Source organism: Martelella lutilitoris, assembly GCF_005924265.1.
In the GTDB taxonomy this organism is placed as follows: Bacteria; Pseudomonadota; Alphaproteobacteria; order Rhizobiales; family Rhizobiaceae; genus Martelella; species Martelella lutilitoris.
In genome coordinates this window covers 217,942-243,178 of the sequence record NZ_VCLB01000010.1, presented here as the reverse complement: position 1 = coordinate 243,178, position 25,237 = coordinate 217,942, and the positions used below count along the sequence as shown (strand labels likewise).

The window sequence follows — 25,237 nt, the reverse complement described above, 5'->3', positions numbered from 1 at the left end:
CGTGCAGGCGATCCTGGATTTCACCCATCAGCGGATCGCGTTCGACTATATGAAGGCCGACCCGTTCAGGACCGCCTTTGGTGGCTTCAGCGATGGCGTCGGCGTCTGCCGCGACTATGCCCATCTCGCCATCACGCTCTGCCGTTGCCTCAACATTCCGGCGCGTTATTGCACAGGCTATCTCGGCGATATCGGCGTGCCGATGGACCCGAACCCGATGGATTTCAGTGCATGGATGGAAGTCTATCTCGGTGGGCGTTGGTATACGGTCGATGCGCGGCACAACAGCCCACGCATCGGCCGCATCCTGATGGCGAGAGGCCGCGATGCAACGGATGTGGCAATGTCGACGGCCTTCGGCCCGGCCATTCTTCGCCAGTTCGATGTCGTCACCGAGGAAATCTGAACCGGCGGCGCGTCATCCACGCCCCCAACGGCATCAGTTCAAAAGCAATGTGTGCTTGCCGCCGTCGATCGGCACCCGTGCGATGTTTTCGGACAGCGTCAACGTATCGCCATCCAGCATGGCCGACCATGCGTCCGCGCCCGGTCGGCGGCCATTATCAACGCGGATATCGAAGCGGGTCTTTTCCACCGTGACTGTGGCCTCGAAACCCGGCCATTGCGCCGGGATCGACGGAGCGACCAGCAGGAAGCTGCCCTCGCGGCGAATGCCGAGAATACCCTCGACGCCCGAGCGGTACATCCAGCCACCAGAGCCGGTATACCATGTCCAGCCGCCACGCCCGACATGCGGTGCGACGGAATAGACGTCGGCGGCGACGACATAGGGCTCGACCTTGTAGCGGTCGGCATCTTCGGCGGTGAGGGCATGATTGACGGGGTTCAGCAGCGAAAAGAGCGCCTGCGCCTTGTCGCCGTTTCCCGACTTGGCAAACGCCATGATCGCCCACATGGCCGCATGGCTGTATTGTCCGCCATTTTCGCGCAGGCCCGGCGGGTAGCCCTTGATATAGCCCGGATCGCGCGCGCCGTCGCCGAAGGGCGGGGTGAACAGCAGCGCCAGGCCTTCATCGGGCCGGATGAGGTGCCGTTCGAGCGAAGAAAGCGCGGTCGCGGCGCGGGCCGGATCCCCGGCACCCGACAGGACGGCCCAGGACTGTGCAATCGAGTCAATACGGCACTCCGGATTGTCGCTTGTGCCAAGCCATGTGCCGTCGTCGAAGGTTGCCCGGCCATACCATTCGCCGTCCCAGGCATGGGTTTCGATGGCTGCGCGCAGCGTTTCGGCGTGGGCGCGCCAGCGACCGGCGCGCTGCGGATCGCGCCGGTCGGCAAGAGGGGCGCAAAGATCGATTGCCGCCAGCAGCAGCCAGCCTAGCCACACGCTCTCGCCCCTGCCGCCTTCGCCGACCCGGTTCATGCCGTCATTCCAGTCGCCGGTGCCCATTAGCGGCAGGCCATGCTCTCCGGTCAGTTCAATGGACTGGTCGAGACCGCGCGCCATGTGTTCGAAAAGCGCAGCCTCTTCGACTGCGACAGTCGGATGGAAAAACGCATCGTGCTGTCCGGGTTCGAGCAGCGGGCCTTCGAGGAAGGGCACGGGTACATCGAGCAAGGCGTCATCGCCGGTGGTTTTCACATAGGTCGCGGCAGCGTAGGCGAGCCAGACCCGGTCGTCGGAGATGCGGGTTCTGACACCCTGGCCGGACTGGGGCAGCCACCAATGCTGGACGTCGCCCTCGATAAACTGCCTGGAGGCGGCGCGCAGGAGGTGATGCCGGGTCTCCTCCGGTCGGGCAAAGGTCAGCGCCATGCCATCCTGAAGCTGGTCGCGGAAACCATAGGCGCCGCTTGCCTGGTAGAAGGCGGAGCGGGCGGTGATGCGGCAGGCAACCGTCTGGTAGAGCAGCCAGCCGTTCAACATGATATCCATCGCCCGGTCCGGCGTTTTCACCTGAACGGTCTGCAAAAGATCGCTCCAGTGATCGGTGACCGCCTGCAGGACCGCGTCGAGATCGGCCTCGCGGTAGCGCGCAATCAGGCTGCGCGCCTCGTCCACAGAGGTGCATTCACCCAGAAACGAAGTGATCTCCATCGTTTCGCCGGGGCTGATCACGATCGTCCGCTGCAGGGCGGCACAGGGATCGAGGCCAGCGCCTGTGGCGCCTGAAAGCGGCTGGTCACGACCAAGGGCGCGCGGCCCGGAGGCATTGCCGTGACGGCCGAGGAATTCGCTCCTGTCCGCCGTCCAGGCCGTCTGTTCGCCTCCAAGGTCGGCAAAAGCGAGGCGACCGGGAAAGCCGGCGCTCCACGGATTTCGCGCAAACAGGGCTCCAGACTTTACATCGATGTCTGTGATGACGAACGGCGCCGTAGCACCGCGCGAGCCGCCAAGAACGAGTTCGGCGTAACTTGTGACCGTCAGGCGCCGCGGCCGACCAGTCGTGTTGCGGAGCGTCAGGCGTGAAATCTTGACCGGATCGGCGAGCGGTACGTATTGGAGAAGATCAGCCGAAATTCCGTCTTGCTCATGTTCGAACCGGCTATAGCCGAAGCCGTGGCGGGCGATATAGGCGCCTTCGCGCCGGATCGGCTGCGCCGTCGGGCAGAAAAGTTCGCCTGTTTCTTCATCGCGGATATAAAACGCTTCGCCGGTCGGATCGGTGACCGGGTCATTCGACCAGGCTGTCAGCTGGTTTTCGCGGCTGTTTTCAGCCCACGTGTAGCCGTTGCCTTCCGCAGAAACCTGAAAACCGAAACGGGAATTGGCGATCACATTGATCCAGGGCGCAGGGGTGACCGCATCCGCTTCTAGAATGGTCACATACTCCCTGCCATCCTTGTCAAAGCCACCAAATCCGTTGAAGAACTCGAGTGCCGGGCGCTGATAGGGCGCCATGTCTTTCCTTGAGGCGCGCTTCGGCCATGCCGGTTTTACCGGCATGGCCGGCGGAGACGGCAATTGCGGATATTGCTGCGCAATCGGGCCGCGCCGGGCATTCAGCCTGACACGGGCGACCGAATGAAGCTGCGCGAGCGCCTCTGCGCTCATCAGGTCCGCCCGGAGAACGAAGACCGAGCCCTGTGCCAGTTCGATACCGGGGCGTGGCCGCGACTGGCTGCTGCGATGCGCGGTCTCGATGGCGATCTGCAGGTCCTGTGTGTAGGACGAGGCACGGGCGTTGACGATGACGAGATCGACCGCAAGGCTCTTCATCCGCCAGTATTCGTGCGCCCGCAGCAATTGATGGACCTGCGCCATGTCCTGCGCGTCGTCTATGGTGAGTAGCACGATCGGCAAATCACCGGAAATACCGAGATGCCAGAGATCGGACTGGGATCCGGCGCCGCGCGCAATTTCGGTTGCCGATGCCCTAAAGCGCGGATCCGCGTAGATGATCGGGGCGGCCAATCGCTGAAAATCAGCGACCTCGCCCGATTTGACATCGAGATGGCGAAGCTGAACCTGGGCCTGGGTCCAGGCGAGCGTCCGGGCGCGTTCGAAGGCGCTGCGGTCGAGATGCCTGTCGATCAGGTCAATGAGTTCGGCACGCGAAGGAGCGACGACGGTCCAGTAGGCGATGCGGGCGGACTTTCCGGCAGCGACCTTCAAACGCTGGCGGATCGAGAAAACCGGATCGAGCACTGTGCCGACCGTATTCGAAAGCGGCGCGTCGCCCGCCATGGATGCCGCGGTGGCGACCGTATTGCCGCGACCGATGAAACGGGCCCGGTCGGTTTCGTATTGCGGGTCGGCGGCGGGTTGGCCTTCGACCACGGCAAAATGGGCGGCCCATATGCGGGGCTCATCCGGCGTGCGCGGGCGGCGGGTTGCGATCAGCGCGCCGTATTCTGCGGCATACTCCGTCTGGACGAACATCTTCGAAAACGCCGGGTGGGCGGTATCGGCCGAAGCCGGCGCGAGCACAAGTTCGGCACAGGATGTGATTTCGATTTCGCGTGCGCGCCTGCCGGTGTTGGAGATGGAGACGCGCCGAACCTCACAGTCGTCCTCGCCCGAAACCAACACCTCCATTGTCGTGGTCAGCGTATCGTGAACGGAGACGAAGCGGGCCTTGTCTTCGTCGAAAACGACATGGCCGCCTTCGTCATCGTCGCTGAGCGGCCGGGCGCCTGCGGACCAAACCGCACCATCATCGACATCGCGCAGGAAGATCGACGAACCGTCATCATCGCAGGTGACGTCCTCATGCCAGCGCGTGACGGCAAGGTCATGCCAGCGGCTGTAGCCGGAGCCGTTGTCTGTCAGCATCACCGCATAGCGGCCGTTCGAAAGCAGATGGGTTGCCGGAGGGCCGGTCACGACCCCGGAAAGTCGCCGTGATGTATCGGGACCCAGTGAGGATTTGACGGGCGAGACCGGAGCGTCTTCGATCTTTTGACGCTCGTTGGTCACCGTGCGGGGTATGCGTTCCTGCAACAGCAGTTCACAAGCCTGAATGATCGGTTCGCGATGGAAATAGGCGCGCATGATTCCGTCATCGAGCGTGTTGGCGATGGCGACAATCGTCATGCCCTGATGGTGGGCCATGCTTGTGCGCACGATTGCCACCTTATCATTCTCGGGGAGTCTCGCAGGCGTGAAATCCAGCGCTTCGTAAAAGCCATAGCGCCCGAGGGCACCCAGGGAGGCCAGCCGGACATAGTTCGCACATGCGGCCTTCGGATCGATCATTGAGGCGAGACCGGTTGCATAGGGCGCTATGACGGCATTTTCGGAAAGGCCGCGCTTCAGCCCGAGGCCGGGAACGCCGAAATTGGAATACTGATAGGTCAGTTCCGTATCACGGGCATTGTAGGCGGATTCGGAGATGCCCCATGGCGTGCCAAGCTTGACGGCATAGGCTTGCTGGCGCCGGATCACAAGCCGGTTGGTCTGGGCAAGCAGGCTGGTTTGCGGTGCGCGCATGACCAGCGAGGGCATCAGATATTCGAACATCGAGCCTGACCATGAGATCAGTGCCGAGGCCGGTCCAATCGGCGTTGCAGAGCGTCCCAGCAGGAACCAGTGCCGGGTTTCAACATCGCTCTTGGCGATTGCGAACAGGCTTGCCAGTCGGGCTTCCGAGGCCAAAAGATCATAGCAGTTCTCGTCAAGGATTTCGTCCGGGATTGAATAGCCGATCGAAAGGAGCTTGCGTTCGGGATCGAGCAGGAAAGCGAAATCCATCGCCATTGCCATCGCCCGCGCTTCGGTCGCAATCGCCGATATTCGGATATCCAGACTCCTGTCAGCCAGGCGATCGCGCCGATCCTCGGCCAAGCGTCTGTTCAGGGTGCCGAGCCAGAAAATGAGGTCGTCGGAGGAATCCTCACCGGTTTTGGGAATGGTTTTCCATGCTGCGGCGATGGCCTTGTTGCAAAGGCGGGTCAGAATGGGGCCTAACGTTTCAAAGGACTCTGATCCGTTCAGCCGGAGTTCGATATCGTCGAGCAGGCCGGTCAGCCGTTCATCAGCGTGTCTGCCCTTTCCGGAGGTCGCGTCGAGTGCCTGCCGGGCCAGCGCTAGACTGTCGGTCAGCCCTGTCCGTATATTTGAAGCCGAAGGCGCTGCGACCCAGGATTCACAGGCATTGGCAAGAGCAAGCAGATGCCCCGCGAGGTTTCCGCTGTCGACCGAGGAGACGTAAGCGGGATCGAGAACGCGCATGTCATCGGTCGCATACCAGTTGAAGAGGTGGCCTTTGTACTTGGCCAGTGTCCTCACTGTTTTCAGCGTAGCCTCAAGCCTGTCGGCAGTCTCGACCTTGCCGGTCCAGCCGAAATCGCGGGCCGCGACGGTAGAGAGAAGATAGAGCCCGATATTGGTGGGCGAGGTGCGCCGGGCGATGACGGGCTTCGGATCCTCCTGAAAATTGTCCGGCGGCAACATGTTGCTTTCAGGCGTCACGAAGGTCTCGAAGAAGCGCCATGTCCGGCGGGCGATCAGACGCAGTGCGATTGCGTCAGCATCGGATGTCGCGCCCCCCACCTTTTCTGCAGGCGGGCGGCTCGTCCAAAGGGCAATGGCGGGCCCCGCCAGCCACAAAAGGGCAAAGGGAAGAATGAGCGGCCATGATGACGGCGACAGCAGGCAGGCAGTCCCGGCGATGGCAAGCGCGATCAGCGTGCCGGGCGCCATGCGGCGGTAGAAACCGGAAAGATCAAGGCGCGGGCTGCCCTGCGACTGGGCGGCTGTTGTCCATTCCAGGAAATGGCGTCGGGTGCGAAAGAGCCGGTTCATCGTCGTCACGATCGCGTCCGTCATCCGCCATGCCCTGTCGGGAAGAAAGGCAAGGTCGAGACCGGTTCGCAAGGCAGCAAGGCGAAGATCCGCGCCCAGCGTGCTCAGGTGACTGCGCAGATGAATGCCGGTGCTGTGCGGCATGGCGGTGGATAAAACCGGAAGAAAGGCTGTGATTGCCAGAGTGGCGAAGACCAGCGCGATCGCCACCAGTGCGGCGGGAAACGGCATAGTGCAGGCAAGGCCAAGGGCCAGAAGCGTGAACGGAGCGATGAGGGAGCGCCTCAGATTGTCGACCATCATGCCACGGTTGACGGCGGGCAGGACGCCATCGTCCCTGTATTGTCCGGTCAGCCAGGGCAGAAGCTGCCAGTCGCCCCGCGTCCAGCGATGCTGTCGCTTGGCGTCGACGTCGTAGCGGGCCGGAAATTCCTCGATGAGTTCGACGTCGGAGGCCAGGGCCGCCCGGGCAAATGAACCCTCGAAAAGATCGTGGCTGAGCATCGTGTTCTCCGGCACGCGCTCGCCGAGTGCCTGTTCAAAGGCGTCGATGTCGTAGATGCCCTTGCCGGTATAACCGCCGATGCCGAAAAGATCCTGGTAGACATTCGAGGCCGCGGCGGCATAAGGGTCGATGCCGCCTGGCGCGGAAAAGACTTGCTGATAGAGGGAGCCCTCATGGCCCACCGGTAGCGAGGGCGTCACACGCGGCTGGAGAATGGCATAACCATCGACAATCCGTTGGTCCGCCGAACTGAAACGCGGACGGTTAAGCGGATGTGCCATCTTGCCGATCAGGCGGTGTGCCGCGTCGCGCGGTAAGCGGGTATCTGCATCGAGCGTGATCACATAACGCACGTCCGCCGGAACCTCGGGCGGGACGCCTGCAATCGGAGCGAAGCTGGTGTCGTCGGCGCCACGCAGTAAGCGATTGAGTTCGTGCAGCTTGCCGCGCTTACGCTCCCACCCCATCCAGCGGTTTTCTAAGGGATTGAACAGACGGCGGCGGTGCAAAAGCAGGAAGCGGTTGCCTCCGTTCACCGGACTGTGACGTTCGTTAAGACGGGCGATTGCGATAGCAGCAGCGGCCAGCAAAGGGCCGTCCGCTTCAATCTCTTCCTGATCGGCATCGGTTCCATCCGTGACAAGCGCGAAGACGATGTCGCCACCCGCGCCGGAAAGGTGATGGACCTCAAGGCGCTCGACCTGCTCCAGAATATCCGCTTCATTCGTCAGAAGCGTGGGAACGGCGACGAGCGTGCGCAACGACGGCGGAACGCCGTGCCTGAGGGAGAGGCCGGGCAGAATGACGGCGCCGAAACACCAGCTCATTGTCCGGTTGACGATGGCTGTCGCAACTTCGCTTGTCGGCAGCAGTGCCAGGATTGCAAACAGCGCGAGCCAGACGGCCGTCAGGCCAGTTTGCGACAACAGCAACAGCGACAGGGCCATCAGCAGTGTCGTAACAAGCAGGATCGACGCGATGTAACCACCAATGCCTAATCGGATATTGAGACGTCCGAGCCAGAGGCGCACAGGCGGCTGAAACCCGATCACCCGCTCCAGGGCTGGCCGACCCTCGGCGATGAGGTGATAGCCCGGATCGGCGACCCGCGCGGCATCGGTCGGGTCATCCTCGTCGGATGCCGGTTTTCGCGCTGCCTCAAGCGCCTGATCGGCGACCTCCAGTTCCGTCCATGATGAGCCGCGCGCAAGCTGTTCGATCGCCTTGCGATAGAGGTCGCGCGTCGGGAAATCCATGTCCGCAAAGGCGCTCGCAGCGCGCATCCGCGCGTCGACGGGACTTACGCTTTCGAACACGTCCGCCCAGTCCATATCGGAAATCAGCCTGAGGCTGGTGACGATGTTGCGGACAGTGACATTCGAGGCGCCTTGCCTTTGCTGGGAATGCTGCACGACCTCTTCGATGGTGCATCCCTGCAGCGCAAGCCGTTTCTCCAGCCATCCGAGCGTGGGCGTGGTCTCGGGGTCCCGGTTTCTAAGTTGCCGCGCCAGATGTCCGGCAAAGAGTTCCGACAGCGGTTCTTTGGAACGTGAGGCGATATCGTCCTGAAGAGCCGTCTCGCCGTCGTCGGCTGAAAGAATTTTGATGGCCAGATTCGCAGCGTCGAGCCGGGCGGCGCGTGCCACCGTAATCTGATCGGCCAGCCGCCGCAGGTTTTCGATGAGGACGATCCTGAGCGTGATCGCAACGGCCCACAACTCGCCGATCGTCAGCGGCTGGACCTGCTGATAGGCCATCAGAAACCGCTCAAGCTTGTCGCGATCAAAAAGGCTGTCGGTATGGGCAACGAAGGCCCAGGCCAGCTCGAAGACACGCGGATAACCGGCAAAGGGCCCATCCGAAAGCTTGGGCAACTGGCGATAATAGCCGGGCGGCAGGTCGTTCCTGATTTCCTGAATATGCTTTTCGACCAGATGATAATTGTCGAGCAGCCATTCCGCCGCCGGCACCACTTCCCGACCGTTCTTCAGTTCATTGATGCCGGCTCGGTAGGCAGACAGAAGAACGCCGGCATTTTCGCTCATTCTTTTGTGCAGGGATATCACCGCCGGAGCCTTGCCGGACACGGGCTGCGCCGCTGCAAGGCTGATCGCATGCTGTTCCAGCCGTTCGGTGCTGAACAGTTCCTGTCTGACCGGTGACCGGTCATTCCAAAGAGGGGACACGGTTCGGTTATGGAGGAATTCGATTTTCAAGTTTTGCCTTTCCACCGGGACGCAAGTCTCGGCGCAACGGCTGTGTGTCTGAAAACCCAGACGCGGGGTTTGGATGATGGGTATGGGTTTCCGCTATTCTGCAAGAGCGGTAGCGGCTCGTTTGGGCCGCTCGGACCTTCATGACGTTCATGACGCAGTGTCGGGTTGCTTCGCCCCTTGATGTGAAGTTCTGGGACGTGAAGTTCTGGCGGCGGAGCCTCTGGCGGATCAGGTGAAATCGGCCGCCGTCAGGACATAGACTGCCTTGCGGCCCTTCAGGTAAATCTTGCGAGCGGCGTCGTAGATCGTCTCGCGGGCTGCATCGAATGCAGCGAGATAACTCGCCTCGCCTTCGGCCGGATCACTCAGCGCATCGGCCCTGATGAAAAACATCACTTCGAACATGCCGTCATGCCCGGTAAAGCGGACACGTCCGCCGTTTTTGTCGTAACTGCGGCTTTGATTGGGAAAATCGAGTGCCATGGCTGAATACATCCTTGAGAAGGTGGCGCGAAATGCCACTGTTAAAAACACGCGATCAGACCAGACACGATCGCCGGCAAAGAAGCTTGGCAGAAGATGGTTTGGCCCGGATCGCGGCAGTGCATTCACCGACAGCCTGCGTGCGGCTCAGCCTTTCGGCTTGCCACGCGCCACATTGCTGTTCCCGGTATTTCTGACCAGTGAACCGAGCGGCGGCGCTTCGATGGTCGCCGCGCTCTTTTCCTTCTTGGGTTTTCTGACTTCGCGATTGCTTCGCTTCTGACCTTTGGCCATCTGCAAACTCCATGTGTCCGGCGCGCTTCGTTGCGGTGGCGCCTCTTGCTTGCCGCTGGTAAATCCGGGTATTGCCCGTGATGAGAAAGCCGTTTCCGGCTGCCTCTTCGGCGGTTCATTCTCTGTGGTTTTTCATCCTACAAGCGCGGCGGCGCAGCCCGAGGCGGCGTCGCGACTTGCATCGTCGTCTCCCGGCATCGTGGCCCAGCCGCCATCTTCAATGAACTGACGCTGCTTGTAGGAGCTGTCGATGGCCTTCAACTCGCCCAGCTGCTGTGCTGAATCAGGCGCCGCCTTGAACCTCTGGACACAAATGACCGTTGCCAGTTCATCGCGGGAAAGCTCTCCGGCTTCGGCTACGAGGGATCTTGATGTGCCGCCTGTCACCCATCCGCCCCAGGTGAAGCCAATGGTGATCGTGACGATGGCGGTGATGATGCAAGCCCACACGAGTGTCGACTTTGCCGGGTGATAGGCTTTCCACCGTTCTCCGATGGATGACGCTTTATTGTTTTCTGCTGCCATGATGCCGATTCCTTCCGATTTGGGATGAATTGTCTGGTGTGATCGGCGGCAGCGCTCCCCGGCCGCTTCAGCGTAAATGGACGCGCTCTGTTGGCGTCGTGAGCCTGGGAAAGGCACCCCCAATTGCGCAGATGCGCCATCTTCGCCTCACAATGTGAGCGAAATCCTGAAGTGCTTTTTTACAGGCATTTTTTATGAGGCCGGGTTTAGCGTACCGTAAGTCCATATATATCGATGATATCGATCGAATAACAGGTCATAGCGGAAATATTTTTATAATAATCATATTTTTATATCTTCGATTTTTCTTTGTAAAAACTAAAATCACACCTTGATTTAAACAAGAAAGAAGCGCATATGACGTCCATCGATCTTGTTTGACGAAATTTATTTTGCGCATAACGCTCTGGTGATTTTCCCTTCAACTTCGACTTTATCGCTCGGTCGTGTCCATCGAGGCCGCCGGGCATTCTCTCTGATTGATTGAAAGGAAATCGTCATGAGCACTGGCACAGTAAAATTCTTCAACAGCACCAAGGGTTTCGGCTTCATTGAGGCTGATGGCGGCGGCGCGGACGTATTCGTCCATATTTCCGCTGTCGAACGCTCCGGAATGAGCACGATCTCCGAAGGCCAGAAGCTGACCTTTGACATCGTTGCTGACAGCAGGTCCGGCAAAAGTGCCGCGGAAAACCTGCGCGCTGCGTAAGGATTGTCTTTGCTTCCGTGACCACGGATGTACTGGCACGGAATATCAAGACGAGTGGATCGGCCGGGCAATGCGCTCGGCCTTTCTTGCTTTGAGCGCTCCTACGAAGGTCGGGGCGAACCTTTCGCGACAGATGATCGCGCGTCCCGGTCAAGCGTGGACCGGAACCAGGAGAAAGCCTTGAACAGTAACACCGCGAAGGCCGAAATCGAACGGAACCATCGTTCCTGGATCGCGTCGCTTGCGCCCTACCGGCGTGCCAGCCCGCTCCGCAGCACGATCGAGATCGCCGTCACGGCATTACCCTTCGTCGCTTTGTGGGTGCTGCTTGCCCTCGCTGTCCTGAACGGACACTGGTGGGCGCTGTGGCTAACGGTTCCTGCAGCCGGTTTCCTTGTCCGCCTGTTTGTCCTGCAGCATGATTGCGGGCATGGCGCGCTCTTCGCCCGCCGGCGCGCCAACGACTGGACCGGCCGCGTCATCGGCGTTTTCACCCTGACGCCTTACGATTACTGGCGCCGGACCCACGCGGTTCACCACGCGACGACCGGCAATCTCGATAAGCGCGGCATCGGCGATGTCGATACGCTGACGGTCCGGGAATATCATGCCCGATCTTCCTGGGGACGGCTGCGTTATCGTCTTTATCGCCATCCAGCCGTGATGTTCGGTCTTGGTCCCGCTTGGCTGTTTATCTGCCAGTACCGATTGCCGTTTGGCCTAATGCGGGCAGGTCTGGAGCCATGGACGTCGACCATCGTCACTACCGTCGGGGCTGCCATTCCCGTTGCCCTGCTGATGTGGCTGATGGGGCCGGTTTCGTTTTTGATGGTGCAGTTGCCGATCACGCTGATGGCCGCGACGGCCGGGGTGTGGCTGTTCTATATCCAGCATCAGTTCGAGGAAACCCACTGGTCTGAGGGCCGCGACTGGGACTTCCAGAATGCGGCCCTCAATGGCAGCTCGCATTACGACCTCCCGCGTCCGTTGCGATGGATCACGGGCAATATCGGTATCCATCACGTTCACCACCTTGCGGCGAAGGTGCCGTTCTATCGCTTGCCGGAAGTACTCCGCGATTACCCGGAACTGCGCGACACGGGACGGATTACGCTCTTGGAGAGCCTGCGTTGTGTCAGGTTCGTGCTGTGGGATGAAACAACCAACCGCCTGGTTTCATTCCGGCAGGCCCACCTAAGCGCGTAATGCCAAGGACCTGTTCAAGCGGTATGCGCCTCCTCCAGTCCCAGTCCTGTTTTCTCCGCCGCAAAGGGGCAACCGGAATCACAACCAGATGCCGAGGAAATCGAAGGAATAAAACTAAAGGTTGACAACTGGATGAAAAGACCTCATATATCGATGGTCGAAATTTGCTTGTTAAGCTTTAGTTATTGTGCGTTTGACACCGCTACTTGAACGAACCTTTTCTTCCAAAAATCGCTATCACCATCCGCAGCGCTTTCGGCGTTGTGGTCTCCTATTGCTATGAAAGGGTTCATGATGACCACTGGCACAGTTAAATGGTTCAATTCGACGAAGGGCTTCAGCTTCATTCAGCCTGACGATGGCGGCGCCGATGCGTTTGTTCACATCTCCGCCGTAGAACGCTCCGGAATGCGCGAACTCGTGGAAGGCCAGAAGATCGGCTACGACCTCGAGCGCGACAGCAAGTCGGGCAAGATGTCGGCCTGCAACCTGCAGGCTGCCTGAAACATCCCGGTATCCATTCTCCAGTGACCACGGATGTACTGGCACTGTCGAGAGCACGATACCAATAAGGTCAAGCTTACCGCCTGGCTTTTTTGTTGCCGCGCTACGGTGCGGCGTCCAATTCGGAAAAGATCATGTCACAGACACACAGCAAATCTCGCCAGAAGGCGGAGATCGCCTTCGCCAATGCCCAATCGCAATACTTCGCGCGCAATGCGGTCGTCGAGGAGCTGGATTTCCTCGCTCTGGCCCGCGAGGAAAAGACCCGGCGGCTTCGTGAAGCCCGCCTTGCAAAAGAACTGAAAGACCGGAAGACGGCGACCGCCGCTCTCATCGCCAAGCGGGCCAGGCTGGCGTGACGTGTCCAACATGACGTGCAGATAGCATTTTGAAGAACGCCGGATCGTGTCCCGTGACGTGGTGTAGCTTAGACGACCACGGTTTCCTCCCGGAGGTCCGGATGAGTGTCAGCTTGCGGCTGGCAGGCTGATGAGCGGATCATCGCTCATCGTGGCGATTGTCTCAAGTGTCATGTAGCGGGACCTCTGGACGGCCCATTCGTCGTTTTGCTCCAGAAGCAAGGCACCGACCAGTCTGACGATGGCGTCGTCGTTGGGGAAGATGCCAACGACTTCAGTGCGTCGCTTGATCTCGCCGTTGAGGCGTTCGATTGGGTTTGTGCTGTGAAGCTTGGCCCAATGCTGCCTGGGAAAGGTCATGTAGGCGAGCACGTCCTGTTCAGCGCCGTCCATGAGCGTTGCGAGCTTGGGCACCTTCGGCCTGATCTGGTCGGCGACACTGCGCCACTGGGCGCTTGCGGCCTCCGGCGTTTCCTGTGCAAACGCGGTGGCAATGAAGGCAGAGACGACGCGCCGCCCACTCTTTCCGGCATGGGCCAATGCGTTTCTCATGAAGTGGACCCTGCAGCGCTGCCAGGTGGCGCAAAGCACCTTCGACACGGCGGCCTTGATCCCCTCATGGGCATCGGAGACGACGAGCCTTACGCCCCGCAGCCCGCGTCTGGTCAGGTTGCGGAGGAATTCCGTCCAGATCGGCTCGGCTTCTGATGTTCCGATCTCCATGCCGAGCACTTCGCGCCGGCCGTCGGTGTTCACGCCCACCGCGATGATGACGGCGACAGAGACAATACGACCGCCGCGCCGGACCTTCAGATAGGTGGCATCAATCCACAGATAGGGCCATTCGCCCTCTATCGGCCTGTCAAGGAAGGCCTTCACTTTCTCATCAATCTCCTCGCAGAGCCGGGAGACCTGGCTCTTGGAGATGCCAGACATGCCCATGGCCTTCACCAGATCGTCGACGGATCGGGTGGAGACGCCCTGGATATAGGCTTCCTGGATCACCGCCGTCAGCGCCTTTTCCGCCATCCGGCGCGGTTCGAGGAAGCTCGGGAAATAGCTGTCTGTGCGAAGCTTCGGAATGCGCAGCTCGACGGTTCCTGCACGCGTTTCCCAATCTCGGTCGCGATAGCCGTTGCGCTGGGCAAGGCGAAAGCCATTCTTCTCGCCGTAACCCGCGCCGGTCTTCGCCCCGACTTCCAGCGCCATCAACTTCTCGGCGGCAAAGCCGATCATCTCACGGAGCAAATCGGCATCGGCGCTCTTCTCAACGAGAGCGCGCAGGTTCATCATGTCGTCGGTCATCGGTGGTGTCCTTCAGGTTGGTCTTTGACAACCCGACCCTACCGGAAGTCACCGGTGGCTACGAAATCCAGCTACACCACGCGCTGGGACACGATCAAAACGGCGTCATTCGTGCTTAGAACTTGAGATCAATCCGCAAAAGCTGGGCGACGTCCCTCATCCTACGAACACCGGTAACATCGTGCGCAACCAATCTCACCCGAAGCAGAACAGCTCCGAATGGACAGCCCTCGTGGCTGCCGACGAGCACTATGCCGCATCGACGCTACAGTCGCTTCAGGATATGGCCGACACCGCGAGAAATTACGAGCGACTGGATCGCACTCAGCGCCTGCTGGCGCTCAGCACACGCCTGTTCGGCGGCTTTCGTCGTGATGTGACACTAGAATATCTGCCGCCGAACTGGGAAAAGAACGTGTGCCCGCGTCAGCCCTTCGGCTATGAGCGGACAATCGAGCATCTAGTGGGGGCCGTCGGCCACCGGAATGCCATCAGCGCGCACGGAGAATGCACATACTGGTTCTGCCGGGTCGCAATCTTTTCTGCGTTTGAGAACGTCGAGCGTATCAGGGACGGGGCCAGCGCGAACCGCGGCCTTTCGGCCCAGTTCGCCGATGTCGAGAAGCTGGCCTCTGACATCCAGAGCAAACTGTTCGACCTGCAGGTTGCGCTTGAGGAGCTGCAGTTGGTGGATGTCCCTGAGAAGACGTTTCCCATCCAACTGATTGAGGACGAGAGCCTCGTCAAACGCCAACGAGAGCCGGCGGACGAACATCTCTGGCGGTTCAAACCTAGCTATAGACTGCATGAACTGATGGACCCTCGGCAGATCGGTCATATTGCCGAGTGGTGTCGCGCGCTGGAGGAAGAGAGCGAGCGGCTGAAGTTCGAGACCAGAAACCCGGCAGGTGCCCCGGCGCGTTTCGATAGGCTCTACTTCATGCATGTGGCGGGCCTGCTCTGGCTCTTCATTACGGGGGCAGCGCCGACACAGAGCAACGCCACTTTCATGGATTTCCTCGATGGCTGCGAGAGCGTGTTCTGGAATGAAGAGCCCGGTACCGATGTCCGTAACCGGGCGAACACGGTTGCAGCCAACTTTGCCAGCTGGGAGGTCCGAATTCCGCAAGACATCCCGTTTGCGGGGCGCGGCCTGCACGATGCCTTTGCGGCGCTTTGTGCCCATGTCGAAGCCCAGCTGTTCGCGCAATACCGGTGAACGACTTTAGGCCTTGTCAGTCCGGCTAAACTTTAGCAGCTAATCTGGAAAACCGAACTGCTATTGGCTGGCGGATTCAATTCGGCTCCATCGTCATTTTGGCGGCTCCCAATCACAAGGAGCCGCAAGATGCAGCAATCCCCCCTCTCCCTCGATCCCGACTTCCTGATGACGGAAACGCTGACATGCGAACTGCTAGCCCGCACCCTGCAGGCCTGGCGCCTGCGTGGCGGTGGCCCTCCCTTCGTCAAGATCGGCAAGTCGGTGCGCTACAAGCGCCGCGACATCACAGCCTGGCTCAGCGCCAACACCCTCACCTCGACAAGCCAGAGGGGTTAACGGCCATGAGGAAAATCGCTTTCGATCATATCAACCGTGCGGCGCTCTCAAATGCGCCGCTTCTTCTTTCCCGCTGGCTGCCGGACGGCCGGCGGCTTGGGCATGAATGGACGGCACGTAATCCGAGGAGGGCCGATCGCAGGCCGGGTAGTTTCCGCGTCAACGTCCTCTCAGGGCGCTGGGCCGATTTTGCCACCGGTGACCGCGGGCGCGATCTGATCTCGCTTGCAGCCTATCTGTTCACCAATGACGATCAGGGCGAAGCCGCACGTCGGCTTGCCGAAGCCCTGGAGGTGTCGCTCTATGCGGAATGATCCCTTCGCGCCCGTTGAGCATAACGCTAATTCGGCAGTTACTACTCCCGCCTCTGGCTGGACGGCAGTCGCTCCGGTTCCAGATAATGCAGAACCGCCGCCAGTCCGGCACTCACGGCTCGGTACGCCGTCGCAACGCTGGTGCTACCGGAACGCTTCTGGAAAGCTGCTGTTCATCGCCTGCCGTTTCGATACGAACGAGGGAAAGCAGTTCCTGCCGCTGAGCTATGGCAGGGACGAGCAGACCAGTGCCAATGGGTGGCGCTGGAAGGGCCTTCCCGAACCGCGGCCGCTCTACCGACTCGACAGGCTTGAGGCGGACCCTGATGTCGCTGTCATCATTACCGAGGGTGAGAAGGCCGCAGATGCGGCAGCGGCAATGCTTCCCGGCTTCTTTGTCACGACTTCACCGAATGGCTCGAAGAGCGCCCGCAAGGCTGACTGGTCTCCGCTCTCCGGCCGCCGCGTCATCATCTGGCCCGATGCAGATGAACCCGGTGCAGCCTATGCAGAGGCCGTTGTGCAATGCCTGACGCAGGCAGGTGCCGCGTCGGTCTCGGTCATACGTCTGTCGCAGGGATTGCCTGCTGGCTTCGATGCCGCCGATGCCTTCGCCGAAGGCTGGACAGATGTCCAGTTGCAGGCGCTGATTCCGGCGTCCGGCGAAGCGGGCGTGTCGGCCGCTGTCAGCGATGCTGACGATGGTGAAGCGGAGGGCGCGGCTGAACTAAAGAAGCAACGCAAGAAGAAGCCCTCTGCCTTTGATTTCCTGCCGGGCGAGATCGAGTTCTGGCATGATCCGGATCGCGAAAGTCACGTGACTTATCCGACCGGCGATCACTTCGAGCACTGGCCTGTCAGGCATCGCTTCTTCAAATCCTATGTCGCCGGCGTCTACTACGAGAAGACCGGCGAAGCCCTTGGAAGCTCGGCGCTTGATGACACGATCAGGATCATGGAGGCAAAAGCTCAGAGCGGAGCATGCTACCCGACCTTCAGGCGTGTCGGCTCCCATGATGGAGATTACTTCCTCGATCTCTGCGATCAGGACTGGCGGGCAGTACGGGTAACGAAGGGGCGCTGGACGGTCGGCCAATTTCCGCATGTGAAGTTCCTGCGCTCGGCTTCCGCGCGCGCGCTGCCCGAACCACAGAGGGGCGCCGGCTACAGAGACCTGAAGCCGTTCATCAATGTTGGTAGCGAGCAGGATCTAATGCTGGTCACCGCTTGGCTGGTTGCAGCGCTTCGCCCGGAAGGTCCCTACCCGCTTCTCTGCGTCAGCGGCGAGCAGGGCAGCGGCAAGAGTTCGGTCACCGACCTGCTTGCCAACCTGATCGATGCCGAGATCGGCAAAAAGCGCACCGTCTCGAAGGACGAGCGCGACCTGGTCATTGCCGCCAAGAACGGCCATGTGCTTGCCTTCGACAACATGTCGAGCGTCGCCAACTGGTTCTCGGATTCGCTCTGCAGGCTTTCGACAGGTGGTGGCTTTGCGACCCGTGCACTGCATACCGACAACGAGCAGATCGTGCTTGAAGCGCAGCGCCCGGTCATTCTGAACGGCATTCCGGACCTGACAGGACGTGCCGACCTTTCCGACCGTGCCATTGCCATTCATCTGCCCCGCATCCCGGAAGAAGAGCGGCAAACAGAACGGCACCTGAAGGAAGAGCTGGAGCGGATGCGACCATACCTCTTGGGCGCGCTGCTCGATGCCGTCTCGGAGGGACTGAGTCGCCGGGCATCGGTCAAGCTCGCAAACCCGCCACGCATGGCCGACTTCGCCGAGTGGATCGAGGCTTGCTCTCCGGCTTTTGGCTGGGAGCCAGGCCAGTTCCTGGAAGCCTATCGTCTAAGCAGGACCGATGCCGCCAAGGTCGCGCTTGAGAACGATCCTTTCGGCAGCGAGCTGATCCGCATCATCAAGCGGCATCGTGCGACCGGCTTCAGCGGGACAGCCACGCATCTCCTGGAAGTTCTCAACGAGCATGCAGCGCCGGCGATCAAGAACATGCGGGTATGGCCATCGACAGCGGCAACGCTCGGCACGCTCGTCCGTCGGGCCGCGCCGCTGCTCCGGAGCGAAGGCTATGCCGTCACTGACAGCCGGACGGCAGAAGGCCGCATGATCATCATCCGGCCACTTTCGTCTGCGCACCCAAACGAAGAGACCGGGGTCTGAAGCCAGCTTTGCAGCTTCGCTCATAGCCGCCCGCAGGCGGCCTTCCCCCGCGTCCCCTTTTTTGATCGTCCGCACCAGACAGCGGCTGTCAGAAGGGGCGTGGGTCCTTCCTGTGTCACTCTGCCATGCGGGTATTTGGCACCGCGCGGTCGGGCCAGCCTGAGACCGGATACAAAAGCCTAAAGTCTCAACGCTCGGGGCCGTTTCGGCTAAACTCCAGCTCTTTCCACACGTTATGCCTGCACCACGGGGACCGGATCAGCACCACACTGGCCCGGCAGCGTTGTGTCGTCCATGGGAGAAAAGCCACAGCCCAGACAGCCTCGAAGGCCGCCGCCTAGTGGCTGACAGGGGCATGACGGCGATCTGAGCGAGGCTGTCAAGTTCAACCTATTGAATACGCTACGAAATGACAGTGATGACGGCGATGACAGCGCCAATTTTACTGAATCAAAGGGTTTTAGGGTTTGGCGATGCAAGCCGCCACGGAACTGCGTCGAAACCGATCCTGCTGCTTACCCCGCGCTTACCCGGAAATTTTTCGGAGAAGGCGCGAGAAGTGCGGCATTCGTAAATGATTGAAATAAATAAGAAAAAATGGTGATCCCGACGCGATTCGAACGCGTGACCCTCAGATTAGGAATCTGATGCTCTATCCTGCTGAGCTACGGGACCACTCGCCTCTCAATACAAAAGCAAGAGCCATGTGAAAAGCCCTCAATTGCATGAATGCGGCACCGTCTCTTAGCCGGCCAGGCGCGTTTCGGCAAGCCGGACCCAATAGGAGATGCCGTAGGAAAGCGCTTCGTCGTTGAAATCATATTCGGCGTTGTGAAGTTCGGCCGTATCGCCATTGCCCATGAGGATGAAGGCGCCGGGTCGCGCCTCGAGCATGTAGGAAAAATCCTCCGCCGCCGTCCACGGGGCAAAGTCGTCGGACACCTTGCCCTCGCCGGCGATGCTCCGGGCGGCGGCGAGCGCGTGAAGCGTTTCTTCCGGATGGTTGACCGTCGGCGGATAGTTGCGGGTGTAGCGCACCTCCGCGACGCCGCCGTGGGCGCGCGCCGTCAACTCGGCAATCTCCCTGATCCGGCGCTCGGCAAGATCGCGGTTTTCCGGCGTGAAGGAGCGGACGGTTCCGCCGAGCTCGGCCTCGCCCGGAATGACGTTATGGGCAAAGCCCGCATGAAATTCCGTGACCGAAACGACAAGCGGACTCACCGGATCGGCGCTGCGCGAAACGATCGTCTGCATTGCATTGACGATCTGGCTGCCGATGATGATCGGATCGACCGATTTCTGCGGCTGGGCCGCATGGCCGCCATCCCCCCTGATGATGATCCTGAACTCGTCCGTCGCCGCCATGATGGGGCCGACGCGGGAGGCAAACTGGCCGACGGGCATGCCGGGATAGTTGTGCATGCCGTAAACTTCCGCGATCGCGAAACGCTCCATCAGCCCGTCGTCAATCATCGCCTTGCCGCCGCCGCCGCCTTCTTCGGCAGGCTGGAAGATCAGCGCGATGCGGCCGGCGAAATTGCGGGTTCCGGCAAGAAGCTTGGCAGCCCCCAGGAGCATGGCCATATGGCCGTCATGGCCGCAGGCATGCATCTTGCCGTCGACCCTGGACGCCCATTCCTTGCCGCTCTTCTCGCCGATCGGCAAAGCGTCCATATCGGCCCTCAGCCCGATCGTGCGCTCGCCTTCGCGGTTGCCGCGGATGACGCCGACGACGCCCGTCCGGCCAATCCCCTCGACGACCTCGTCAACGCCGAAGGATCGCAATTGCCCGGCAACGAAGGCGGCCGTATTTTCGACATCATAGAGGAGTTCGGGATGCTGATGAAGAAACCGCCGCCATGTCGTGGCCTCGTCCTGGATCTGGGCGGCACTGTTCAACACCGGCATTAAGCATACCCCTGCAATTTTCTAAAATTCGTTGTAAAAGACGGTAATACATGTGGGACCGCATAGGACCGCACACAAGGATTTCATCCTTCAAGGCGTATATCGATACCGCGCATCAGGCAAGTGGAGACAGTTTCGTGTTGCAGACGACAAGACCCGCACATCGCCGGCTCAAAGCACTGATGGCCTCGTGGCTGGTGGCGTTGGCACTTGTCCTTGCGGCAACGGCAAGCCCCGCGCTTGCCAGTCCCTATATCGTCGTTGACGCGAACACGAACCGTGTGCTGGCCGCGGAAGAGCCGTTCAAGCGCTGGTATCCGGCCTCGCTTGCAAAGCTGATGACGGCCTATCTGGTGTTCGAGGACATGAAGGCCGGCCGTCTTGACCCGCAGGCCGCGATCACCTTCTCCGCCGCCGCGGCGGGCGAACCCGCCTCGAAGATGTATTTCGCGCCCGGCACGCGGGTGACCGTCGACACCGCGCTGAAGATGATGCTGGTGCATTCGGCCAATGACGCCGCGCGCGCCGTGGCCGAACATGCGATCGGCGGGCGCGAGGCCTTCGTCAAGCGGATGAACGAAACGGCAAAGGCGCTCGGCATGACGGATACGCATTTCGTCAACGCCAACGGCATGAACTCGATGAGCAACCCGCAACCCGGCCAGTACACGACCGCGCGCGACATGGCGGTGCTCGCCATCGCCATCGAGAAGACATTTCCGGAATATCTCTATTATTTCACCATTCCGGGCATTGCCAGCGACAGCGGCAAATACCGCAACACCAATCTCCTGATCGGCAATTTCGATGGCGCGATCGGCATGAAGACCGGCTTCGTCTGCGCCTCCGGCTACAACCAGGTTTCGTTCGCCAGGCGCAACGGCCGGGAAGTGGTCGCCGTCGCCTTCGGCGCGCCGAGCGTGCCGGCCCGCGCCGAGAAGGCCGCCGAGCTGCTGCAGACCGGACTGACGACAGGCGACCGCGACGGACCGCGGCTTGACAGCTACCTGCCGCCGCCCGCCCCCGACCGTCCGGTCGCCGATGTCACCAGCCAGATCTGCAGCGCCGAAGCGGCCCAGAACCGCGTGGTGCTGCGCGATGATGACGGCAATCTGATGTTTTCCTCGCCCTATCTGAAGCCGCTGGCGAAGGACTATCCGACGGTCGACGCCTATCGCCTTCCCAATGATACGGAAATGGCCGCGTCGACCCTCGAGAACCTCACCTCCGTTCCCCTGCCCTATACCCGTCCCGTCCAGTAGCCGCATCCCATGTATAATCCGCCTGCGCCCATCCCCGTCTCGATCGTCACCGGCTTTCTCGGCGCCGGCAAGTCCACGCTGCTCAACCGTCTGCTGAAGGACCCGGCACTCAACGATGCCGCCGTCATCATCAACGAGTTCGGCGAGGTCGGCATCGACCACCTCCTCGTGCAGTCTTCCGGCGATTCGATCATCGAGCTTTCCAACGGATGCCTGTGCTGCACCGTGCGCGGCGAGCTGATCGACACGCTGGCCGATCTCCTCGACCGGATCCAGACGGAGAAAATAAAGCCGGTAAGCCGGGTGATCATCGAGACCACGGGCCTCGCGGATCCCGTGCCGGTGCTGCTCGCCATCATGGCCCATCCGGCGATCGCCGCCTCTTTCCGTATCGACGGCGTGGTGACGCTGGTCGATGCCCTGGCAGGCCGCGAAACGCTTTCCCGCCATGAGGAGGCCGCGCGCCAGGCAGCCGTCGCCGACCGGCTGGTCATCACCAAGACAGACCTGGCAAAGCCTGAAGCGCGCGATGAACTGCTGAAGAGCCTCGAGGGACTGAACCCGCTGGCCGAGATCGTCGATGTCGCCGACCCGGCCGCGTCCACACCCGCGCTGCTCGTTACCGGACTTTTCGATGCCGCCCGCAAGAACGCGTCCGTCGGCGAATGGCTCACTGCGGAAAAACAGGCCGGCGGCCATCATCACCACCACGACGTCAATCGCCATGACGCCCATATCCGCGCTTTTGCGCTCACAGCCGGCCGGCTGGCGTCGCCTGCGATCATCCAGGCCTTTCAGCATCGGCTTGCCGCTGAACACGGCGACAAGCTGCTGCGGCTGAAGGGCGTGGTGGCGCTTGCGGGCGATGACCGGCCGCTTGTGGTCCACGGCGTGCGCGACACTATCTATCCCGCAACCCGGCTTGAGGCATGGGAGGGGGAGCCGGCAACGCGTCTCGTCGTGATCACCAGCGATCTCGCGGAAGCCGTTGTGCGGGAGCTCTTCGAAACCTATCTCGACCGCCCCGGCATCGACCGGCCCGACCGGGCAGCGCTCGACGACAACCCGCTTTCGACCTTTGGCTTCAGGTATTAGGATTTTTTCCGCGTTCAATCACGAAACGGTGGCCGATCTCGGTCTTTTCGGACGCGACCAGACGATGGCCTTTCTCGTTGCACAAATGCGGAATATCGATCACGGCCAGCGGATCGCTGGTCTCGATCGCCAGAACCGCACCGGGCGGAAGCTGTGCCAGTCGCTTTTCCGTCTTCAGTGCAGGAAGCGGGCATTTTAGCCCGCGAAGGTCGTAATGATCGGTCGCCTGCCCGTCCTGCGTCACCAGAACTTCCAGAAGGGCTTGTCCTTCTTCGGCGGCTCCTCGGCATAGGCGGCCATCGGGCTTCTCTGCGGGATCGGCACATCGGAGACAGCCGGCATGTCGGCGGGGATATCCGGAATGGCAGCCGTCTGGGTCGTTGTGTCGACTTCCGGTGTTTCCAGCGGGCCGTATTTCGTCAGGCGGTACTGTTCGATCGTGACGTAGCGCCCGGCCTCGAGCGAAGAGCCCGTCGGCTGGTAGAGCGGATCGGTCGGGTCCTTGCGCAGATCGGCGACAAGCGCCTTGCGCTCGGCCTCGCTCGGATCGAGCCAGACCTTGTCGTCATTCTTCGCCAGCGCCTTTTCGAAGGCGTCCTGATAGTCGGTCCGGTAATCGGCGAGCGCCATCATGTATTGCGAGGGAATATTGGAGGCAAGCGCCGGGCAGGCTTGGTCGGAGGCAAGCGCCCCGCCCTGGGCAGGGTCCTTGTTGAAGACGTATTTGCCGCCGCAGACGTCGACATCGGGCACCTGTTTGGTGACCTCGAAATAGTCATAGCCCTCCTTCAGCATCTGCCAGAAGGGATAATTCTCGTTATAGCGGTGGCGCACCATGTTTTCCGCGGTCATGCGGAAGGGATAGGCCTGCAGCATGATGGCCTGCTGGCCGCCGGAAAAGGCGTCGCGGGCAAAGGCGAAGATCTCGAGGATCTGCTCGTCGGTCATCGAGTAGCAGCCGCGCGAGGAGCAGGCGCCGTGGATCATCAGATCGGAGCCGGTCAGCCTGTTGGCGCGGTCATAGCGGTTCGGATAACCGGTATTGATGGCGAGGAAGTACTGCGAATAAGGGTTCAAAAGACCCTTGGACAGCGGATAGAAGCCCTCCGGCGCCTGTCGGTCGCCTTCTTTCTTCTTCGGGCCGAGTTTGCCGGACCAGGCGCAGATCTCGTAGGTCTCGAGTTCGCCATAGGTGCCGTCACGCTTCTGTTTCCAAATCTCGAGGATGCCTTCTTCCTTGAAGATCCGGATGGTGATCGGCGCGAGCTTGTCCATGTCCTGGGCGCGCATCTTGGCGACCATGGAAGACGGCAACGCGTAGTTCATCTTCTCCTGCACGGTGGAGAAGTCGGTACTGTCGAAAAAGCTGTTGCAGCCCGTCAGCGCCAGTGTGGCGAAAACCATGGGGGCCAGGACGTTCAAACGCATGGATAGAACCTGCCGGATTTTGCCTCAAAACGCAACGTCTCGGCCGTTGCGCAATCAATGATCATAATGCACAGCCAAACTTCAAGAAAGCGTTAACCGTTTCAAAGGCCCCGCGCAACCGGGCGTCTCCTCACCTTTCCGGCATTGCCGCAAGGGTCTAGAGATTGCGCCCGATCGCGAGGAATTTCTGCCGCCGCTCGTTGCGAACCTCATCCGCCGACATGCCGTCGAACTGGGCAAGCCCCTCGGCGATCTGGTCACCGGAGGCATCGATCACGTGCTCGGCATTGCGGTGCGCGCCGCCGACCGGTTCGGCAATGATCTCGTCGACCACGCCGAATTCCTTCAGGTCGTGGGCGGTGATCTTCATGTTTGTCGCCGCTTCCTTGGCGCGGGCGGAATCGCGCCACAGGATCGAGGCTGCTCCCTCGGGGGAAATCACGGAATAAATCGCATGCTCCAACATGTAGACGCGGTTTGCCGCCGCAATGGCGATTGCGCCGCCGGACATGCCCTCGCCGATGACGAGCGTCACCATCGGCACGCCGATCCTCAGACACATCTGTGTCGAACGGGCAATCGCCTCGGCCTGGCCGCGCTCTTCCGCGCCGACGCCGGGATAGGCGCCCTGAGTATCGACCACGGAAATCACCGGCAGGTTGAACCGGTCGGCAAGTTCCATCAGCCGGATCGCCTTGCGATAGCCTTCCGGACGCGGCATGCCGAAATTATGCTTCAGCCGGCTCTTGGTGTCATGGCCCTTTTCCTCGCCGATGACGGCGACGGGGCGGCCGCGAAAACGCGCGAGACCAGCCTGGATGGCAGCGTCCTCGCCGAAATTGCGGTCGCCTGCCAGCGTGGTGAAATCGGTGAACAGGCGCTTGGCGTAATCGACGAAGTGCGGGCGCTGCGGATGGCGGGCAACCTGCGCCTTCTGCCAGGGCGACAGTTTGGCGTAGATATCGTTCATCGCCTCGCTGACGCGGGTCTCCAGACGCGCGATCTCCTCGGAGGTGTCGATGCTTTCCTCGCCTTCGGAGGCAAGTTTCTTCAACTCGATAATCTTGGCTTCCAGATCGGAAATAGGCCTTTCGAAATCGAGATAGCTGTACATTTTCGAACTTTCCGTGGGTTAACTGACGCGCCCGGGCAGCAGCCCTGAAGGCTTCCTCTTTC

The 25,237-nt window shown here is 60.9% G+C and carries 20 protein-coding genes and 1 tRNA gene; 12 read left to right on the top strand and 9 right to left on the bottom strand.

The window, feature by feature from the left end; translation table 11 throughout:
* On the top strand, positions 1-406 hold a 406-nt coding region (locus tag FF124_RS18575), incomplete at its 5' end, for a transglutaminase-like domain-containing protein (RefSeq protein WP_138749960.1).
* 33 nt (positions 407-439) lie between these two features.
* On the opposite strand, the gene FF124_RS18570 is transcribed toward FF124_RS18575, so the two are convergent.
* Together FF124_RS18570 and FF124_RS18565 are read right to left on the bottom strand one after the other, a co-directional pair.
* Positions 440-8,758, bottom strand: coding sequence for a glycoside hydrolase family 94 protein (locus FF124_RS18570; protein ID WP_246072534.1), 8,319 nt, complete (start codon positions 8,756-8,758; stop codon positions 440-442).
* 399 nt (positions 8,759-9,157) lie between these two features.
* Positions 9,158-9,412, bottom strand: a complete 255-nt coding sequence (locus FF124_RS18565) for a DUF1488 family protein (RefSeq protein ID WP_187327005.1) — start codon at positions 9,410-9,412, stop codon at positions 9,158-9,160.
* Here FF124_RS18565 and FF124_RS20650 point away from each other — a divergent pair.
* Complete coding sequence (locus FF124_RS20650) at positions 9,411-9,695, top strand: hypothetical protein (RefSeq protein WP_187327004.1); 285 nt, start codon at positions 9,411-9,413, stop codon at positions 9,693-9,695. The two genes, FF124_RS18565 and FF124_RS20650, sit on opposite strands and share 2 nt — an antisense overlap.
* 143 nt (positions 9,696-9,838) lie before the next feature.
* Here FF124_RS20650 and FF124_RS18560 read toward each other — a convergent pair whose 3' ends face one another.
* Positions 9,839-10,231: a hypothetical protein gene (locus tag FF124_RS18560; RefSeq protein ID WP_138749958.1), complete on the bottom strand. Its 393-nt coding sequence runs from the start codon at positions 10,229-10,231 to the stop codon at positions 9,839-9,841.
* A gap of 499 nt (positions 10,232-10,730) precedes the next feature.
* Here FF124_RS18560 and FF124_RS18555 point away from each other — a divergent pair, with 499 nt between their 5' ends.
* The 4 genes from FF124_RS18555 to FF124_RS18540 all read left to right on the top strand — a co-directional run bounded on the left by FF124_RS18555 (position 10,731) and on the right by FF124_RS18540 (position 13,009).
* Positions 10,731-10,940 (top strand): cold-shock protein, encoded by a 210-nt coding sequence (locus FF124_RS18555; RefSeq protein ID WP_138749957.1) that lies wholly within the window; start codon positions 10,731-10,733, stop codon positions 10,938-10,940.
* 180 nt (positions 10,941-11,120) lie between these two features.
* The gene (locus FF124_RS18550; protein WP_246072533.1) at positions 11,121-12,146 is read left to right on the top strand and encodes a fatty acid desaturase; all 1,026 of its coding nucleotides are present in this window, start codon (positions 11,121-11,123) and stop codon (positions 12,144-12,146) included.
* 294 nt (positions 12,147-12,440) lie between these two features.
* Complete coding sequence (locus tag FF124_RS18545; RefSeq protein ID WP_138749980.1) at positions 12,441-12,650, top strand: cold-shock protein; 210 nt, start codon at positions 12,441-12,443, stop codon at positions 12,648-12,650.
* Positions 12,651-12,784: 134 nt separating this feature from the next.
* Complete coding sequence (locus tag FF124_RS18540) at positions 12,785-13,009, top strand: hypothetical protein (RefSeq protein WP_138749955.1); 225 nt, start codon at positions 12,785-12,787, stop codon at positions 13,007-13,009.
* Between the two features lie 108 nt (positions 13,010-13,117).
* Here FF124_RS18540 and FF124_RS18535 read toward each other — a convergent pair whose 3' ends face one another.
* Positions 13,118-14,314: an IS256 family transposase gene (locus FF124_RS18535; protein ID WP_138749954.1), complete on the bottom strand. Its 1,197-nt coding sequence runs from the start codon at positions 14,312-14,314 to the stop codon at positions 13,118-13,120.
* A 232-nt stretch (positions 14,315-14,546) separates the two neighbouring features.
* On the opposite strand from FF124_RS18535, the gene FF124_RS18530 reads away from it, so the two are divergent.
* From FF124_RS18530 to FF124_RS18515, 4 genes are all read left to right on the top strand, one after another.
* On the top strand, positions 14,547-15,533 hold the full coding sequence (locus tag FF124_RS18530) for a hypothetical protein (protein ID WP_138749953.1): 987 nt from the start codon (positions 14,547-14,549) through the stop codon (positions 15,531-15,533).
* A 129-nt stretch (positions 15,534-15,662) separates the two neighbouring features.
* Positions 15,663-15,872, top strand: a complete 210-nt coding sequence (locus FF124_RS18525; protein ID WP_210237501.1) for a helix-turn-helix transcriptional regulator — start codon at positions 15,663-15,665, stop codon at positions 15,870-15,872.
* 5 nt (positions 15,873-15,877) lie between these two features.
* A complete protein-coding gene (locus FF124_RS18520) occupies positions 15,878-16,186 on the top strand; it encodes a hypothetical protein (protein WP_138749952.1) in 309 nt (102 codons plus the stop codon).
* The gene (locus FF124_RS18515) at positions 16,176-18,368 is read left to right on the top strand and encodes an ATP-binding protein (protein ID WP_138749951.1); all 2,193 of its coding nucleotides are present in this window, start codon (positions 16,176-16,178) and stop codon (positions 18,366-18,368) included. Before FF124_RS18520 ends, FF124_RS18515 begins: the two co-directional genes overlap by 11 nt.
* 598 nt (positions 18,369-18,966) lie before the next feature.
* Here the strand turns inward: FF124_RS18515 and FF124_RS18510 are convergent.
* Together FF124_RS18510 and FF124_RS18505 are read right to left on the bottom strand one after the other, a co-directional pair.
* A tRNA-Arg gene (locus FF124_RS18510) sits at positions 18,967-19,043 on the bottom strand.
* 69 nt (positions 19,044-19,112) lie between these two features.
* Complete coding sequence (locus tag FF124_RS18505; protein WP_138749950.1) at positions 19,113-20,276, bottom strand: M20 aminoacylase family protein; 1,164 nt, start codon at positions 20,274-20,276, stop codon at positions 19,113-19,115.
* A 137-nt stretch (positions 20,277-20,413) separates the two neighbouring features.
* On the opposite strand from FF124_RS18505, the gene FF124_RS18500 reads away from it, so the two are divergent.
* Positions 20,414-21,538 carry a D-alanyl-D-alanine carboxypeptidase family protein gene (locus tag FF124_RS18500; RefSeq protein WP_187327003.1) on the top strand — a complete coding sequence of 375 codons (1,125 nt, stop codon included), beginning with the start codon at positions 20,414-20,416 and terminating at the stop codon, positions 21,536-21,538.
* 9 nt (positions 21,539-21,547) lie between these two features.
* A complete protein-coding gene (locus FF124_RS18495) occupies positions 21,548-22,633 on the top strand; it encodes a CobW family GTP-binding protein (protein WP_138749948.1) in 1,086 nt (361 codons plus the stop codon).
* Here FF124_RS18495 and FF124_RS18490 read toward each other — a convergent pair.
* The 3 genes from FF124_RS18490 to FF124_RS18480 all read right to left on the bottom strand — a co-directional run bounded on the left by FF124_RS18490 (position 22,623) and on the right by FF124_RS18480 (position 25,175).
* Complete coding sequence (locus tag FF124_RS18490) at positions 22,623-22,877, bottom strand: sulfurtransferase TusA family protein (RefSeq protein WP_138749947.1); 255 nt, start codon at positions 22,875-22,877, stop codon at positions 22,623-22,625. The two genes, FF124_RS18495 and FF124_RS18490, sit on opposite strands and share 11 nt — an antisense overlap.
* Positions 22,874-24,061 carry a L,D-transpeptidase family protein gene (locus FF124_RS18485; protein ID WP_138749946.1) on the bottom strand — a complete coding sequence of 396 codons (1,188 nt, stop codon included), beginning with the start codon at positions 24,059-24,061 and terminating at the stop codon, positions 22,874-22,876. Before FF124_RS18485 ends, FF124_RS18490 begins: the two co-directional genes overlap by 4 nt.
* 157 nt (positions 24,062-24,218) lie before the next feature.
* Positions 24,219-25,175, bottom strand: coding sequence for an acetyl-CoA carboxylase carboxyltransferase subunit alpha (locus tag FF124_RS18480; protein ID WP_138749945.1), 957 nt, complete (start codon positions 25,173-25,175; stop codon positions 24,219-24,221).
* Positions 25,176-25,237: the final 62 nt, after the last annotated feature.

What these genes read in the sequence shown, in the direction of transcription:
- FF124_RS18570 (WP_246072534.1), bottom strand. Translation starts at nt 8,758, where the DNA reads ATGAGCGAAAATGCCGGCGTTCTTCTGTCTGCCTACCGAGCCGGCATC.
- FF124_RS18515 (WP_138749951.1), top strand. Translation starts at nt 16,176, where the DNA reads ATGCGGAATGATCCCTTCGCGCCCGTTGAGCATAACGCTAATTCGGCA.
- FF124_RS18480 (WP_138749945.1), bottom strand. Translation starts at nt 25,175, where the DNA reads ATGTACAGCTATCTCGATTTCGAAAGGCCTATTTCCGATCTGGAAGCC.
- FF124_RS18540 (WP_138749955.1), top strand. Translation starts at nt 12,785, where the DNA reads ATGTCACAGACACACAGCAAATCTCGCCAGAAGGCGGAGATCGCCTTC.
- FF124_RS18495 (WP_138749948.1), top strand. Translation starts at nt 21,548, where the DNA reads ATGTATAATCCGCCTGCGCCCATCCCCGTCTCGATCGTCACCGGCTTT.
- FF124_RS18535 (WP_138749954.1), bottom strand. Translation starts at nt 14,314, where the DNA reads ATGACCGACGACATGATGAACCTGCGCGCTCTCGTTGAGAAGAGCGCC.
- FF124_RS18520 (WP_138749952.1), top strand. Translation starts at nt 15,878, where the DNA reads ATGAGGAAAATCGCTTTCGATCATATCAACCGTGCGGCGCTCTCAAAT.
- FF124_RS18545 (WP_138749980.1), top strand. Translation starts at nt 12,441, where the DNA reads ATGACCACTGGCACAGTTAAATGGTTCAATTCGACGAAGGGCTTCAGC.
- FF124_RS20650 (WP_187327004.1), top strand. Translation starts at nt 9,411, where the DNA reads ATGGCTGAATACATCCTTGAGAAGGTGGCGCGAAATGCCACTGTTAAA.
- FF124_RS18525 (WP_210237501.1), top strand. Translation starts at nt 15,663, where the DNA reads ATGCAGCAATCCCCCCTCTCCCTCGATCCCGACTTCCTGATGACGGAA.
- FF124_RS18565 (WP_187327005.1), bottom strand. Translation starts at nt 9,412, where the DNA reads ATGGCACTCGATTTTCCCAATCAAAGCCGCAGTTACGACAAAAACGGC.
- FF124_RS18555 (WP_138749957.1), top strand. Translation starts at nt 10,731, where the DNA reads ATGAGCACTGGCACAGTAAAATTCTTCAACAGCACCAAGGGTTTCGGC.
- FF124_RS18485 (WP_138749946.1), bottom strand. Translation starts at nt 24,061, where the DNA reads ATGCGTTTGAACGTCCTGGCCCCCATGGTTTTCGCCACACTGGCGCTG.
- FF124_RS18505 (WP_138749950.1), bottom strand. Translation starts at nt 20,276, where the DNA reads ATGCCGGTGTTGAACAGTGCCGCCCAGATCCAGGACGAGGCCACGACA.
- FF124_RS18560 (WP_138749958.1), bottom strand. Translation starts at nt 10,231, where the DNA reads ATGGCAGCAGAAAACAATAAAGCGTCATCCATCGGAGAACGGTGGAAA.